This is a genomic window from Mycobacterium europaeum, from assembly GCF_002102155.1.
GTDB classification, from domain to species: domain Bacteria; phylum Actinomycetota; class Actinomycetes; order Mycobacteriales; family Mycobacteriaceae; genus Mycobacterium; species Mycobacterium europaeum.
The window spans coordinates 79,435-94,791 of the sequence record NZ_LQOU01000028.1 but is presented as its reverse complement, the minus strand read 5'-3'; the positions used below and the strand labels follow the sequence as shown (position 1 = coordinate 94,791).

12 protein-coding genes and 1 tRNA gene are annotated in these 15,357 nt (G+C 72.4%); 8 read left to right on the top strand and 5 right to left on the bottom strand.

Going from position 1 to position 15,357, the window contains the following annotated elements:
- Positions 1-3: 3 nt before the first annotated feature.
- The 3 genes from AWC03_RS14515 to selD are packed head-to-tail and all read right to left on the bottom strand — an operon-like array spanning position 4 to position 5,363.
- Positions 4-1,014 (bottom strand): 4Fe-4S dicluster domain-containing protein, encoded by a 1,011-nt coding sequence (locus AWC03_RS14515; RefSeq protein WP_085241346.1) that lies wholly within the window; start codon positions 1,012-1,014, stop codon positions 4-6.
- Complete coding sequence (gene fdh, locus AWC03_RS14510; protein ID WP_090418868.1) at positions 977-4,312, bottom strand: formate dehydrogenase; 3,336 nt, start codon at positions 4,310-4,312, stop codon at positions 977-979. Before fdh ends, AWC03_RS14515 begins: the two co-directional genes overlap by 38 nt.
- 40 nt (positions 4,313-4,352) lie before the next feature.
- Positions 4,353-5,363 carry a selenide, water dikinase SelD gene (gene selD, locus AWC03_RS14500; protein WP_085241342.1) on the bottom strand — a complete coding sequence of 337 codons (1,011 nt, stop codon included), beginning with the start codon at positions 5,361-5,363 and terminating at the stop codon, positions 4,353-4,355.
- A 19-nt stretch (positions 5,364-5,382) separates the two neighbouring features.
- Between selD and AWC03_RS14495 the strand changes: the two genes are divergently transcribed.
- The 3 genes from AWC03_RS14495 (at position 5,383) to AWC03_RS14485 (ending at position 8,476) form a co-directional block, all read left to right on the top strand.
- Positions 5,383-5,477 (top strand) — tRNA-Sec (locus AWC03_RS14495).
- Between the two features lie 18 nt (positions 5,478-5,495).
- Entirely contained in the window at positions 5,496-6,776 is a 1,281-nt protein-coding gene (gene selA, locus AWC03_RS14490; protein WP_085241340.1) for an L-seryl-tRNA(Sec) selenium transferase, read from the top strand.
- Positions 6,764-8,476 carry a selenocysteine-specific translation elongation factor gene (locus tag AWC03_RS14485; protein WP_085241338.1) on the top strand — a complete coding sequence of 571 codons (1,713 nt, stop codon included), beginning with the start codon at positions 6,764-6,766 and terminating at the stop codon, positions 8,474-8,476. Before selA ends, AWC03_RS14485 begins: the two co-directional genes overlap by 13 nt.
- Here AWC03_RS14485 and AWC03_RS14480 read toward each other — a convergent pair.
- A complete protein-coding gene (locus AWC03_RS14480) occupies positions 8,460-8,924 on the bottom strand; it encodes a GatB/YqeY domain-containing protein (protein ID WP_085241337.1) in 465 nt (154 codons plus the stop codon). The two genes, AWC03_RS14485 and AWC03_RS14480, sit on opposite strands and share 17 nt — an antisense overlap.
- Here AWC03_RS14480 and AWC03_RS14475 point away from each other — a divergent pair.
- From AWC03_RS14475 to AWC03_RS14455, 5 genes are read left to right on the top strand one after another with little or no spacing between them, the layout of a single operon-like run.
- Positions 8,923-10,227: a DUF7847 domain-containing protein gene (locus tag AWC03_RS14475; protein WP_338067421.1), complete on the top strand. Its 1,305-nt coding sequence runs from the start codon at positions 8,923-8,925 to the stop codon at positions 10,225-10,227. The two genes, AWC03_RS14480 and AWC03_RS14475, sit on opposite strands and share 2 nt — an antisense overlap.
- Positions 10,228-10,240: 13 nt before the next feature.
- A complete protein-coding gene (locus AWC03_RS14470) occupies positions 10,241-10,894 on the top strand; it encodes a DUF4129 domain-containing protein (RefSeq protein WP_085241334.1) in 654 nt (217 codons plus the stop codon).
- Positions 10,894-12,036 (top strand): DUF4350 domain-containing protein, encoded by a 1,143-nt coding sequence (locus AWC03_RS14465; protein WP_085241449.1) that lies wholly within the window; start codon positions 10,894-10,896, stop codon positions 12,034-12,036. Before AWC03_RS14470 ends, AWC03_RS14465 begins: the two co-directional genes overlap by 1 nt.
- Positions 12,033-13,013 (top strand): AAA family ATPase, encoded by a 981-nt coding sequence (locus AWC03_RS14460; protein WP_085241332.1) that lies wholly within the window; start codon positions 12,033-12,035, stop codon positions 13,011-13,013. Before AWC03_RS14465 ends, AWC03_RS14460 begins: the two co-directional genes overlap by 4 nt.
- Entirely contained in the window at positions 13,013-14,335 is a 1,323-nt protein-coding gene (locus AWC03_RS14455; protein ID WP_085241330.1) for a DUF58 domain-containing protein, read from the top strand. The genes AWC03_RS14460 and AWC03_RS14455 overlap by 1 nt, the downstream gene beginning before the upstream one ends.
- A gap of 4 nt (positions 14,336-14,339) precedes the next feature.
- Here AWC03_RS14455 and AWC03_RS14450 read toward each other — a convergent pair whose 3' ends face one another.
- Positions 14,340-15,332 (bottom strand): stage II sporulation protein M, encoded by a 993-nt coding sequence (locus AWC03_RS14450; protein ID WP_085241328.1) that lies wholly within the window; start codon positions 15,330-15,332, stop codon positions 14,340-14,342.
- Between the last annotated feature and the right edge of the window lie 25 nt (positions 15,333-15,357).

The window sequence follows — 15,357 nt, the reverse complement described above, 5'->3', positions numbered from 1 at the left end:
TTTTCACCGGCCTTTCCAGAAGGCCAGCGCCGCGGCGGCGAACATGCCCGCCGCGGCCACGCCCGCTCGTTTGAACATCTGGGGCAGGTCGGCCGTGCACACGCGCGGGTCGGGCGGCAAGCCGTAGACCTCCGGCTCGTCGAGCAGCAGGAAGATCGACCCGGTGCCGCCCACGCCGTCGTGCTCGTTGGCCCCGTAGAGGCGGGCCTCCGTGAGCCCCTGGGCGCGCAGCGCGGCGACCCGTTCGCGCGCCTGGACCACCAGGTCGTCGTGGTCGCCGAACTTGATCGACGTCGTGGGGCAGGTCTGCGCGCACGCCGGGATCTGGTCCTCGACGAGGCGGTCGTAGCACAGCGTGCACTTCTGGGCGACGCCGGTGACGAACGGCTCGGTCGGGCGGCCCGGCCGCTGCGCGGGCGTCGCATAGGTGCCGTCGCTGCGGCGTTCGACCACGCCGAACGGGCACCCGGCCACGCAGGTGCCACACCCGTTGCAGACATCGTCCTGCACGACGACGGTGCCGAACTCAGTGCGGAACAACGCCCCCGTCGGGCAGACGTCCAGGCAGCCGGCGTGCGTGCAGTGCTTGCACACGTCCGACGACATCAGCCAGCGGAACTCCGGGGTGTCGGGCGGCGTGAGGTCCGGTCGCGGCGCGGCGGCGCCGCCGCCGTTGCCATTGCCATTGCCGTTGCCGTTGCCGGGAACAGCCGGCATGCCCAAATCGGTCAGGGCGCGCCCGGATTCGCGCGCCTCCTCGATGCGGTCGCGGCCCTGCTCGATGAAGGCGACGTGCCGCCAGGTGCTGGCGCCCAGCGCGCCGGTGTTGTCATAGGAGGAACCCAGCAGCTCGAGGTCGCCGTCGCGAGGGTTGCGGTTCCACTCCTTGCACGCGACCTCGCAGGCCTTGCAGCCGATGCAGATCGAGGTGTCGGTGAAGAATCCCTTGCGTGGCTTGGGTTCTGCCCAGCCGGCGTCACTCGTCGCGTCGGTCGGTCCGCTCAGCTGACCCATCGGCTCCCCCTTCCCAGACGCCGTCGTCGATGCGCACGTTGCCGGTCTCGGCGGTGGCCCCCGAGCGGGACTGATACTCGGCGATCAGCCGCAGCAGGTCCTCGCCCTGCGGCCGGCGCCCCGGCCGGATGTCACACGAGCCGGCCTTCGACTCCTGGATCTGCACGTTGGGGTCCAGCGTCACGCCGAGCAGGTCGTTGGCCGCGTCCCCGCTGACGACGGCGTCGCCGCCGACGCCCCAGTGATACGGCAGCCCGATCTGGTGCACGGTGTGACCGTTGATCACCAGCGGCGCAACGCGTTTGGTGACCAGGACCCGCGCCTCGATCGCCGCGCGCGGCGACACGATCGTGGCCCACCCATAGGGCTCGAGGCCGCGTTCGGCGGCCAGCTCCGGGGACACCTCGCAGAACATCTCCGGCTGCAGCTCCGACAGGTAGGGCAGCCACCGGCTCATCCCGCCGGCGGTGTGGTGCTCGGTGAGCCGGTAGGTGGTGAACACGTACGGGTACACGTCGGCGCCCGGCTCGCCGGCGCTGGGCGCGCTGAGATTGTCCTTGCGCGGGAAGGTGATTCGCCCCGGGTTGCGCTGCTGGGGGTACAACGCGTTGGCGACCGGGGATTCCTGCGGTTCGTAGTGCGTGGGCAACGGCCCGTCGACCAAACCCTTGGGCGCGAACAGCCAGCCCTTGCCGTCGGCCTGCATGATGAACGGGTCGTCCCCGGCGAGCGCGTCGGGACCGCCCACGTCGGGATCGGGCCGGCTGCCCGGCGCCCGGTCGGCCACGAAGTCGGGCACGTCGTAGCCGACCCAGCGGTGCTGATCCGCGTCCCACCAGACGTATTTCTTGCGTTCGCTCCAGGGCTTGCCGTCCGGGTCGGCCGACGCGCGGTTGTACAGAATTCGCCGGTCGGCCGGCCACGCCCAGCCCCACTCATGCTGGCTCGGTGAGGGTCCGCCGTGCGGGACGCGGCGGGCGGCCTGGTTGGTGGCGTTCGCGTAGACGCCCGTGTAGATCCAGCACCCCGCGGCGGTCGAGCCGTCGGCGCGCAACTCGGTGTAGGACGACAGGGGTTTTCGCGGCGCGCCGCCGCTACTGACGTGATAGCCGTTGATTTCGGCGAGCACGGCTTCACCGTCCGGCTCGCCGTTTTCGTCCTCCGGGTAGTCCCACGTCAGGTCCAGCAGCGGCCGGTCGCGCTCGTCGGTCGAGCCGGCGAGCCGCTGCCTGATGCGCTTGCCCAGCTCGTAGAAGAACGCCAGCTCGCTCTGACACTGTCCCGGCGGTTCGACCGCCTTGTGGCGCCACTGCACCAGCCGCTGCGTCTGCGTGAACGATCCCGCCTTCTCCACGTGCGTGGCCGCGGGCAGGAAAAACACCTCGGTCTCGATGTCCTCGGCTTTCAGTTCGCCGGAGGCGATCTCGGGCCCGTCCTTCCACCAGGTGGCCGACTCGATGAGGTTGAGGTCGCGAACCACCAGCCACTTGAGGTGGGACATGCCGAGGCGCTGCATGCGGCCGTGCGCCGATCCGACCGCCGGGTTCTGGCCCAGCAGGAAGTAGCCCTCGACCTCGTCGGCCAGCATGCCCATCACGGTCTGATAGGTGCCGTGCGGGCCGGACAGCCGGGGCAGGTAGTCGTAGGCCCAGTCGTTGTCCCGCGTGGCCGCCTCGCCCCACCACGCCTTGAGCAGGCTGATCGCGTAGGTGTCGGCGTTGGCCCAAAAGCCCTTCTGTTTCTTCGATCCCACCGTGTCGAGATAGTCGGCCAGCGTGTCGTGCATGCCCGCCTTGGGCATGGGCAGGTAGCCCGGAAGCAGGTTGAACAGCGTCGGGATGTCGGTGGACCCCTGGATGGTGGCGTGGCCGCGCAGCGCCATGATGCCGCTGCCCGGACGGCCCACGTTGCCCAGCAGGAGCTGCAAAATGGTTGCGGTGCGGATGAATTGGGCGCCGAGGGTGTGCTGCGTCCAGCCGACGGCGTAGGCGAAGCAGGTGGTGCGTTCGCGCCCGGAGTTCTCGACGATGGATCCCGCGAGGTAGTCGAAGTCGGCGCGGGAGATGCCACACACGTCGGTGACCATCTCCGGGGTGTAGCGGGCGTAGTGGCGCTTGAGGATCTGGAAGACGGTGCGCGGGTGCTGCAGGGTTTCGTCGCGCTTCACCTTGGCGTGCGCGAGCGGCGGGCCGCCGCTGCCGTGCTCGTCGCCCGCCGCGCTCGCCGATGCGGTGCCGCCGTGGGTGTGGCCACCGCCAGCTGACTCGACCTGGCCGTTGCTCTCCTGCTCGTACGCCCACGTCGACGTGTCGTACTGCCCGGTCTCGGGGTCGAAGCCGGAGAACAGCCCGTTGAGATCCTCGGTGTCCCTGAACTTCTCGTTGATCAACGTGGCGGCGTTCGTGTACGCGATGACGTACTCGGAGAACCACAGGTCATTGCTGAGGACGTGGTTGATCAACGCGCCCAGCAGCACCACGTCCGAACCGGCCCGGATGGGGATGTGTTTGTCCGACACCGCCGAGGTGCGGGTGAAGCGCGGGTCCACGTGGATCACCCGCGCGCCGCGGGCCCGGGCCTCCTCCACCCACTGGAAACCCACCGGGTGGCACTCGGCCATGTTGGAGCCCTGGATGACGATGCAATCGGCGTTCGCCATGTCCTGCAGTGTTTGAGTGGCGCCGCCGCGCCCGAAGGAGGCTCCCAGACCGGGAACCGTGGCGGAGTGTCAAATGCGGGCTTGGTTCTCGATCTGAATGGCGCCCGCGGCGGTGAAGAGCTTCTTGATGAGGTAGTTCTCTTCGTTGTCCAGCGTCGCCCCGCCCAGCGCGGCGATGCCCATGGTGCGGCGCAGCAGGCTGCCCTTCTTGTCGATGTCCTGCCAGGTGTGGCGGCGGGACTCGACGAACCGGTCGGCGATCATGTCGATCGCGGTGTCCAGCTCGAGGGGCTGCCATTCGGTCGCCCGCGGCGCGCGGTAGAGCACCTGCAGCTGCCGGCCCGGCGAGTTCACCAGCTGTTCACTGGCAGCGCCCTTGGGGCACAAGCGTCCTCGCGAGATCGGCGAGTCCGGGTCGCCCTCGATCTGGACGACCCGCTCGTCCTTGACGTACACCCGCTGCCCGCACCCCACCGCGCAATACGGGCAGATGCTCTGCACCACCCGGTCGGCCGTCGTCGTGCGCGGCGTGACGGCGCGGGTGCGCTTCGAGGTCACGGCGGATCCGCGGCCGAGCTTGTCGCCCGAACGCAGCTGACGCACGACGGGCCATTCCAGGAAAAGCTTGCGCATAGCCATGACCTTTACCCTAGTGCGCGGCGGCGAAACCCCGCTCGGTTCACCGCACCACGATCGTGTGCTCGCCGCGCGGCACCAGCTCACCGATCACCGGGGCGCCCGGTACCTCACCGGCGACCAGCAGCCCGCCCGAGGTCTGCGCGTCGGCGAGCAACAGGGCGTCCTGTTCCCCGACCGCGGACAGGTCGGCGTGCGGGGCCACCCAGTCCAGGTTGCGCCGCGTGCCCCCGCTGACGTAGCCGGCCGCCAGCGCCTCCCGCGCCCCCTCCAGGTAGGGCACCGCCGCCGCGTCGACGATCGCCGTGACGCCGCTGGCCCGCGCCAGCTTGTGCAGGTGCCCGAGCAGGCCGAAACCGGTGATGTCCGTGGCACATTCGGCACCGGCGGCCAGCGCGGCGGCGGCCGCGTCGGCATTGAGCGTGGTCATCACCCGGATCGCCTGTTCGAAGCGCTCGCCGGTGGCCTTGTGCCGGCTGTTGAGCACGCCGACGCCGAGCGGTTTGGTCAGCGACAGCGGCAGGCCGGGTTTGCCGGAGTCGTTGCGCAGCAACCGGTTCGGGTCCGCGATCCCGGTGACGGCCAGCCCGTATTTGGGCTCGGGGTCGTCGACGCTGTGCCCGCCGGCGAGGTGGCAGCCGGCCAGGGCGCAGACGTCCAGGCCGCCGCGCAGCGTCTCGGCGGCCAGCTCGAACGGCAACACGTCGCGCGGCCAGCCCAGCAGGTTCACCGCCACCACCGGACGCCCGCCCATCGCGTAGACGTCGGACAGCGCGTTGGTGGCCGCGATGCGCCCCCAGTCGTAGGCGTCGTCGACCACCGGGGTGAAGAAATCCGTCGTGGCGATCAGCGCCGTGCCGTCGGCGATCCGCACCGCGGCCGCGTCGTCGCCGTGCTCCAGCCCGACCAGCAACTCACCGACCGGGTCGCGCGGCGCGACGCCCGGTGACGCCCCCAGCCCGCGGACCACCTCCTCGAGCTCGCCGGGCGGGATCTTGCACGCGCAGCCGCCGCCGTGGGCGTACTGAGTCAGCCGGTAGGTCACGGAATACATAATTGACTGCATGGTCCGAGGAGGCGTGTCCGGTCTGGTGATCGGCGCGGTCTTCAAAACCGTCGAACGGCAGACGCTGCCGCTGGCGGGTTCGATTCCCGTCCGCCTCCGCCATACCCTTCCGAGCCCCACGTGAGCGACCCGCGCCGGCGGGTGCCGCGGACCGACACGCTGCTCGCCGATCCGCGCCTGGTCGAAGCCCAGCGAGTGCTGGGGCGCGCGCTGGTGAAGTCGGTGATCGCCGACGCGCAGCGGCGGGCGCGCGCCGGGGAGATCGAGCCCGAGCGGGTCGCCGAGCACGCCCTCGGCGCGCTGCCGAGCACCGCGTCGAGCCTGCGGCCCGTCATCAACGCCACCGGCGTGGTGGTGCACACCAACCTGGGGCGCGCGCCGCTGTCGCGGGCCGCGGTGGACGCGGTGGTCGCCGCCGCGGGGACCACCGATGTCGAGCTGGACCTGACGACCGGCCGCCGCGGCCGCCGCGGCCGTGGCGCGCTGGCGGCGCTGGCCCGCGCGGTGCCCCTCGCGGGTGGCGTGCACGTCGTCAACAACAACGCGGCCGCGCTGCTGCTGACGGCGCTCACGCTCGCCCCTGGCAAGGAGATCGTGCTCAGCCGCGGCGAGCTGGTCGAGATCGGCGACGGGTTCCGCATCCCCGAGCTGCTGGCCTCCACGGGATCGCGGCTGCGCGAGGTCGGCACCACCAACCGCACCAGCCTGCGCGATTACGCCGAGGCGATCGGGCCGCAGACCGGTTTCGTCCTGAAGGTCCACCCGTCCAACTTCCACGTCACCGGGTTCACCTCGGCGGTGAGCGTCGCGGAGTTGTCGAGCCTCGACGCGCCCCTGGTGGTCGACATCGGCTCCGGATTGCTGGCCCCGCATCCACTGCTGCCCGACGAGCCCGACGCCACGACGGCGCTGCGCGACGGCGCCGACCTGGTCACAGCCAGCGGCGACAAGCTGCTCGGCGGCCCACAGGCCGGCCTGCTGCTGGGCGACGCCGAAGTCATCGAACGGCTGCGCCGCCACCCGGCCGCGCGCGCCCTGCGGGTGGACAAGCTCACGCTGGCTGCTCTGGAGGCGACCCTGACGGGGCCGCCGACGCCGGTGGCCGAGGCGCTGGTCGCCGACGTGGCGGCGCTGCGGGCCCGTGCGGAGTCGCTCGCGGCCGCGCTGCCGGGCGCACGGGTGGTGGACTGCGTCGCGGCCGTCGGTGGCGGCGGGGCGCCGGACGTCCGGCTGCCCAGCGCCGCCGTGAGCCTGCCGGAGCCCTACGCCGCCGCGCTGCGCGCCGCCAGCCCGCCGGTCGTCGGCCGCCTCGAGGCCGGCCGGTGCCTGCTCGACCTGCGCACGGTGGCGCCCGAGGACGACGCGCTGCTGGCCGCGGCGGTGCTCGCATGTTCGTCATAGCCACCGCCGGGCACGTCGACCACGGCAAGTCCACCCTGCTGCACCGGCTCACCGGCATGTGGCCGGAGCGGCTCGCCGAGGAGCGGCGCCGGGGCCTGACCATCGACCTCGGCTTCGCGTGGACGGAGCTGGGTGGCCGCCAGCTGGCGTTCGTCGACGTGCCGGGGCACGAGCGGTTCGTGGCCAACATGCTGGCCGGGGTGGGGACCGTCCCGGCGGTGTTGTTCGTCGTCGCCGCGACCGAGGGCTGGATGCCGCAGTCCGACGAACACCTCGCGGCGCTGGACGCGCTCGGGGTCAGCCACGGGCTGGTGGTGATCACCAAGGCGGACCTGGCCGATCCCGGTCCCGCCGCCGAGCAGGCGCGCGAACGGTTCGCCGCCACCTCGCTCGCCGGGGCGCCCGTCGCGATCGGCACCGACCTGGAGCGGGTCCGCGCGGAGCTGCTGGCGCTGACCGGCCGGCTGCCGGTCCCGGATCCGGACGCCGACGTGCGGCTGTGGGTCGACCGGAGCTTCACGGTCCGCGGCGCGGGCACCGTGGTGACCGGCACCCTGGCGGCCGGGACGATCCGGGTGGGCGACGAGCTGGAACACGCCGGCCGGCGCGTCACGGTGCGCGGGCTGCAATCGCTGGGCCGCGATCGCCCGGCCGCCGGCCCGGTGGCGCGCGTCGCGCTCAACCTGCGGGGCGTGGACCGCCGGCACATCGGTCGCGGCGACACCGTTCGGACGCCGGGCGTGTGGCTGGACACCGCGGAGATCGACGTCGCCCTGCGGTCGGCGGGCGCGCTGCACCGCCAGCTGGTGCTGCACGTCGGGTCCGCGGCCGTGCCGGTGCAGGTGCGCCCGCTGGGCGAGGCGGCGGCCCGGCTGCGGCTGGCGGAGCCCCTGCCCCTGCGGGTCGGCGACGTGGGACTGCTGCGCGATCCCGGCGAGCACCGGATCGCGGCAGGCGTCGAGGTGCTCGACGTCCGGCCGCCCGCGCTGCGCCGCCGCGGCGCGGCCCGGGAGCGCGCCGCGGAGCTCGCCACCGGGCGGGTCTCCCCGCCCGACTGCGCCCGGGCCGCCGAGCTGCGGGCGATGGGCCTGCCGCTCGCCGGGCTGCGGGTCGGGAATTGGGTGGTGGATCCGCGGTGGTGGGCCGCCCGGCGCGAGTGCGCGACCGCGGCGGTGCGGCACTGGGCCGACGACCACGACATCGCGGCGGGGATGCCGCTCGAGACGCTGCGGCAGCGGGCCGGGCTGCCCGCCGCCGAACTGCTGCCGCCGCTGCTGGAGGGCACCGGCCTTCAGGTGGGCGACGGCCTGGTGCGCGCGCCGGGCGCGGGCCTGCCGGCCCGCGTCGACAAGGCGGTGCGCACCATCGAGGAGTGGCTGGCCGCCGAGCCCTTCCGGGCGCCCGAGGCCGACGAGCTGGCCGAGCTCAAGCTGGGACCCCGGGAGCTGGCGGCGGCGGTGCGCGCCGGGCGGCTGACCCGGATCGCCGACGGCGTCGTCCTGGGGTCCGGCGCGCTGGACCGGGCGGCCGGCGTCCTCGCGACGCTGCCCCAGCCGTTCACGGTCAGCGACGCGCGCCGCGCGCTGGGCACCACCCGGCGCGTCGCCGTGCCGTTGCTCGAGCAGCTCGACGCCCGGCGCGTCACCAGGCGGGCCGCCGACGGCACCCGGGTGGTGGGGTCGCCTACAGGCGCTCCTTGACCGCCGCCGACAACCGCGCCCCGTCCGCCTTGCCCGCCGCGATCGCGGTCGCCGCCTTCATCACCATGCCCATCTGCTTCATGCTCGGGCGCTCACCGATCTCCTCGGCGACCTGGGCGATCGCGGTGTCGGCGACGTCGGCCAGTTCGGCCTCGGTGAGCGGCGTCGGCAAATACTCGTCGATGATCCGCGCCTCGGCGTGCTCGTTGGCGGCCAGCTCCCCGCGGCCGTTCTGTGTGTAGATCTCCGCCGACTCGGCCCGCTTGCGCGACTCCCTGGCCAGCACCTTGATCACCTCGTCGTCGGAGAGGTCTTTGGCCTCCTTGCCGGCGACCTCCTCGTTTTGGATCGCGGCGAGCAGTAGGCGCAGGGTCGCCGTGCGCAGCTTGTCCTTGCTCTTCATCGCATCGGTCAGATCGGCCCGCAGCCGGGATTTGAGTTCCGCCATGGCAGGAACGCTACGCGCCGACGGCTTGGCCATGATTGAGAAATGCCCGGACCACCGACAGGATGTACCCCATGACGAACGACGGGCCCAGCCGCGAACGCCGCGGAACACGTTGACCGCGCCGCCGCCTGGCTATCCGGCTGGCCCGCCACCGGGCTACGGCCCCCCACCCGGATACGGCCGCCCACCCGGCTACGGACCCCCACCCGGCTACGGACCGCCGCCGGGCTACGGGCCACCACCCGGCTACGGACCGCCGCCGGGCTACGGGCCACCACCGCCGGGGTACGGACCCCCGCACGGCTGGCAATCCGGCTTCCCGCAACGGGTTCCGGGTGCGGTCAAGCCCGGCATCATCCCCCTGCGGCCGCTCACCCTGGGCGACATCTTCAACGGGGCGGTGGGCTACGTCCGGGCCAACCCGAAGGCGACCCTGGGGTTGACCGCCACCGTGGTGGTGGCCATCCAGATCGTGACGAAGGTCGCCGTCTTCGGGCCGCTGGCCGCCTACGGCAGGCTGAGCGCCGACCACGCCAAGGAGCTGACCAACGGGGTCATCGGCGCCTGGTTGACCTCGATGGGCGCCGGCGTCCTGGTCGCCTGGCTGGGCGGCGTGCTGCTGTCCGGCATGCTCACCGTCATCGTCGGGCGGGCGGTGTTCGGCTCGCCGATCACCATCGGGGAGACATGGGCCAAGATCCGCGGGCGCCTGGTGCCGTTGCTCGGGCTGGCCTTGCTGGAAGGCGCCGCCCTGGCGGTGGTCGCGGGCCTGGTCGCCGTGATCATCGCGGTGCTGGCGGCGATCGGCAAGGCCGCGGCGGTGGTCGTTTTGGGCCTGCCACTGGCGCTGGCCGTGATCGCGTTGCTGGTGTACCTCTACACGGTCGTGTTGTTTGCACCCGTGCTGATCGTGCTCGAGCGGCTGCCCGTCCTGGACGCCATCACCCGATCGTTCGCGCTGGTCCGCAACGGCTTCTGGCGGGTGCTGGGCATCCGGCTGCTGACGCTGGTGGTGACCTCCGTCGTCGCGGGCGCGGTCGCCGTGCCGTTCAACATCGCCAGCCAGTTCTTCCTCGCCACCTCGTCCACCGCGGCCGTCCTGGTCGGCACCGCGGTCTCGTCGGTGGGAGCCGCGATCGGCGAGATCATCACCGCGCCGTTCAACGCGGGCGTGATCGCGCTGCTCTACACCGACCGCCGGATGCGTGCCGAGGCATTCGATCTGGTGCTGCAGACCGGCGCCGCGGGCGGGCCGTACGCGGCCGAGTCCACCGACAACCTCTGGCTGACGCGACCGGTCTGAGGACGAGCTGACCGTGCCCTCCATCGACATCGACCGCGATGCCGCACACCAGGCCGCCCAGGACGAGCTCAACAAACCGATCTACTCCAAGGGCTCGGTCACCGAACAGATCGCCGAATGGCTCAACGAGACCATCCTCCGGCTGCTGCAGAAGACGGCCTCGCTGCCCGGCGGATGGCTCACGGCGACGGTGCTTTTCATCATGCTCGGGATCGCGCTGGCGGCCGCCATCCACCTCGCGCGGCGCACCATGCGCACCAACCGCGGCGGCGACTACCAGCTGTTCGAAGCCGCGCAGCTCACCGCCGCCCAGCACCGCACGACCGCTGAAAGTTGTGCGGCGCAAGGTGATTGGGCCGCAGCGATTCGCCACCGGCTGCGTGCGGTCGCCCGCCAGCTAGAGGAGACCGGCGTGCTGAACCCGGCGCCCGGCCGCACCGCCAACGAGCTGGCCTCCGACGCCGGCGCCGCCCTTCCCCACCTCGCCGGTGAACTTTCGCAAGCCGCAACGGCTTTCAACGACGTCACCTACGGCGAACAACCCGGGACGCAGGGCGCATACCAGATGATCGCCGACCTCGACGACCACCTGCGGTCCCGCTCGGCGGCCGTCGCCGCGGGACCGGGGCAACCCGCCCCGGCCGACGCATGGGCCCGGGTGCGGTGATGGCGACCATCGGGCGCCCCCAACCCGCGCCGCCGGTGCGGCGCTCGCGATCCTGGCGCTGGGTGGTCCTCACCCTGATCGTGCTCGCCGTGTTCGCCGGCGTGGACGCCTACCTGACCGCGCCACGGCCGGGCGCGCGCATGGATCCGGCGTCGACGGGCCCCGACGGCGCCCATGCGCTGGTGGCGCTGCTGCGCGGGGGCGGCGTCGACGTCGTGGTCGCCGACAGCATCGCCGGGGTGGAGCGGGCGGCGCGCCCCGACGCGCTGATCCTGGTGGCGCAGAGCCAATACCTGACCGAGCCGCTGCTGGACCGGCTTTCCGGGGTGCCGGGCGACCTGCTGCTGGTGGAGCCGACGGCGCGCACGCGCGAGGCGCTGATGCCGGGCGTGGGGGTCTCACCGGCGGCCCACGCCTTCGACACCGACCCGGATTGCACTCTGCGCGCGGCGACGCGGGCCGGGCCGGTGCGGTTCGGGCCCAGCGACACCTATCGCGCCGCCGACGGCCGCGCGATGACCCGCTGTTACGGCGGGGCACTGATCCGCTTCCGTGCGGGAGGGCGGACCGTCACGGCGGTCGGCAGCACCGACTTCTTGACCAACGGCGCCCTGCTGCAGGCGGGCAACGCCGCCCTGGCGATGAATCTCGCGGGCGCCCGGCCCCGGCTCGTCTGGTACGCACCCCACCGCGTCGAGGGCGAATCGTCGCCGCCCGGTTCGATGTCCGACCTGATGCCACAGAACGTGACGTGGATCCTCTGCCAGCTGTGCCTGGTCGTGCTGTTGGTCGCGCTGTGGCGGGGCCGGCGGCCCGGCCCGCTGGTCGCCGAGGAGCTGCCCGTCGTGGTGCGCGCATCGGAGACCGTCGAGGGCCGCGGGCGGCTTTACCGCTCCCGCCGGGCGCGCGACCGCGCCGCCGCGGCGCTGCGCACCGCCACCCTGCAGCGGCTGCTGCCCCGGCTCGGTCTGAACACCGGCGCGTCGGCGCCGGCGGTGGCGGCCGCGGTGGCCGGTCGCTACGGCGCCGACCCGGCGTTCGTCTCCTACCAGCTGTTCGGCCCACCCCCGGCGACCGACCACGACCTGCTACAACTTGCCCGTGCGCTCGACGACATCGAAAGGCAGGTCACACGGACGTGACACAGTCCCCCGCCCCCGCCCAGACCCCCACCGCTGAATCGGCACGAGACGCGCTGCTGGCGTTGCGCACCGAGCTCGCCAAGGCCGTCGTCGGGCAGGAGGGAGTGGTCAGCGGGCTGGTGATCGCGCTGCTGTGCCGCGGTCATGTGCTGTTGGAAGGCGTTCCGGGAGTGGCGAAGACGCTGCTGGTGCGCGCGCTGGCCGCCGCGCTGCGGTTGGAGTTCAAGCGGGTGCAGTTCACCCCCGACCTGATGCCCGGCGACGTCACGGGTTCGCTGGTGTACGACGCGCGCACCGCCGCCTTCGCGTTCCGGCCCGGCCCGGTGTTCACCAATCTGCTGCTGGCCGACGAGATCAACCGGACCCCGCCGAAAACCCAGGCCGCGCTGCTCGAGGCGATGGAAGAGCGTCAGGTCAGCGTGGACGGGGTGGCCCAGCCGCTGCCCGACCCGTTCATCGTCGCCGCCACCCAGAACCCCATCGAGTACGAGGGCACCTACCAGCTGCCCGAAGCGCAGCTGGACCGATTCCTGCTCAAACTGAATGTGCCTCTGCCGCCGCGAGATTCGGAGATCGCCATCCTCGGCCGGCACGTCCAGGGCTTCGATCCGCGCGACCTCTCGGCGATCAAACCGGTGGCCGGACCCGCCGAACTGGCGGCCGGGCGCGACGCCGTGCGGCAGGTGCTGGTCGCCGACGAGGTCTTGGGCTACATCGTCGACATCGTCGGGGCCACCCGCTCCTCGCCCGCGCTGCAGCTGGGCGTCTCCCCCCGGGGCGCGACCGCGCTGCTGGCCACTGCCCGGTCCTGGGCCTGGCTGTCCGGGCGCAACTACGTCACCCCCGACGACGTGAAGGCCATGGCCCGCCCCACGCTGCGGCACCGGGTGATGCTGCGCCCCGAGGCCGAACTCGAAGGGGCCACACCCGACGGTGTGCTCGACGGGATCCTGGCGTCGGTTCCGGTGCCCCGATAGTGGTCCTGACCGGGCGCACCGGGCTGGTCGCGCTGCTGTGCGTCCTGCCCATCGCGCTGTCGCCCTTGCCCGCAGCGACTTTCGTGTTTCTTCTGGTCGCGCTCCTGGTCGTGGTGGCCGCGGACGCCGGGCTGGCGGCCAGCACCCGCAAGTTGCGCTACACCCGCTCCCCGGATCGTTCCGCCCGGCTCGCCCAGCAGGTCGACGTCGGGCTACTGATCCACAACGACGGTCGGCGCAGGTTCCGCGGCCAGGTCCGCGACGCCTGGCCGCCCAGCGCCGGCGCGCGGCCCCGCATCCATCCGGTGAACATCCCCGCCGGCCAGCACCAGCACGTCCAGTCCCAGCTGCGACCGGTCCGCCGCGGCGAGCAGCGCGCAGCGCTGGTCACCGCCCGGTCCATCGGTCCGCTGGGGCTGGCGGGCCGGCAGGTGTCGCAAGCGGTGCCGGGCCTGATCCGGGTACTGCCGCCGTTCCTGTCCCGCAAGCACCTGCCGGCCCGGCTGGCCAAACTGCGCGAGATCGACGGGCTGTTGCCGACGCTGATCCGCGGCCAGGGCACCGAATTCGATTCGCTGCGGGAATACGTCGTCGGCGACGACGTGCGGTCGATCGACTGGCGCGCCACCGCGCGCCGCGCCGACGTGGTGGTCCGCACCTGGCGACCCGAACGCGACCGGCGGGTGGTGATCGTGCTCGACACGGGGCGCACCTCGGCGGGCCGGGTCGGCGTCGACCCGACCGCGTCCGATCCCGCGGGCTGGCCGCGGCTGGACTGGTCGATGGATGCCGCGCTGCTGCTAGCGGCGCTGGCGTCGCGGGCCGGCGACCACGTCGACTTCCTCGCCCACGACCGGGTCAGCCGGGCCGGCGTGTTCGGCGCGTCGCGCACCGAACTGCTCGCCCAGCTGGTCGAGGCGATGGCACCCCTGCAGCCCGCGCTGCTCGAACCCGACTGGACCGCAATGGTTTCGACGATCGCCCGGCGGGCCCGCCGACGGTCGCTGGTGGTGCTGCTGACCGACCTCAACGCGACGGCGCTCGACGAGGGATTGCTGCCGGTACTGCCGCAGTTGTCGGCGAGACATCACCTGATGGTGGCCGCCGTCGCCGACCCGCGGGTGGACCACATGGCCGCCGGGCGTTCGGATCCCGCCGCCGTCTACGACGCGGCGGCGGCCGAACGATCCCGCAACGACCGCCGCGCGATCGCCACCCGGCTGCGCCGCGGCGGGGTGGAGGTCGTCGACGCCCCGCCCACCGAACTGGCGCCCGCACTGGCCGACCGCTATCTGGCGATGAAGGCCACCGGCCGGCTCTGACCGCTCATCCGGTGGGGATCACGTCGGGCGCGTCTTCGATGTCGCCGGTCTCACCCGCCGTCGCCGCGCGGCGGCCGAAATACACGATGTAGGAAAGGAATGCCGCCTCGGCGATGATGCCGATGCCGACCCGAACGAACGTCGGCAGCGGCGAGGGCGTCACCAACGCCTCGATCAACCCCGAGACCAACAGCACGGCCACCAGTCCGATCGCCACCGACACGACGGCGCGGCCCTGTTCGGCGAGCACTTGTCCGCGGGGCCGGTCGCCGGGTGCGATCACCGACCAGCCCAGCCGCATCCCCGCTCCCCCGGCCAGGAAGACCGCCGTCAGTTCCAGCAGCCCGTGCGGGGCCAGCAGCCCGAGCAGCACGCCGCCCTTGCCCGCCTGGAACATCAGCGCGGAGATCAGCCCCAGGTTGGCGGCGTTCTGAAACAGCACGACCGGAATCGGAAGCCCCAGTAGGACCGACATCGCGATGCACTGTGCGGCGACCCAGGAATTGTTGACCCAGATCTGCAGGGCGAACGCGGCCGCGGGATGTTCGCTGTAGTAGGAGGCGATGTCGTGGTTGACCAATTGCTCGATGTCGCTTGGGGTTCCGGCGGCCGACTGCACCTCGGGGTTGCCGATCACCCACAGCGCGATGACCACCACCACGGCGAAGAACGCCACCGCCGTGCCCAGCCACCACCGCCACGAGCGGTAGGCGACCACCGGGAAGGACACCGTCCAGAACCGGGCGAACGTACTGCTCAACGGCGCGTGGGCGCCGGTCACCACCGAACGGGCCCGGGCGACCAGGCTGGAGAGCCGACCGATCAGCACCGAATCCGAGGAGGCCGAACGCAGCGTCGACAGGTGGGTGGACACCCGCTGGTACAGCTCGACGAGCTCGTCGACCTCGGCGCCGGTCAGCGAGCGACGCCGTCCCACCAGCCGGTCGAGGCGGTCCCAGGTACCGCGATGCGCCAGCACGAATGCGTCGACGTCCATCCTGCGCAGCCTAATCGCCCTGTAG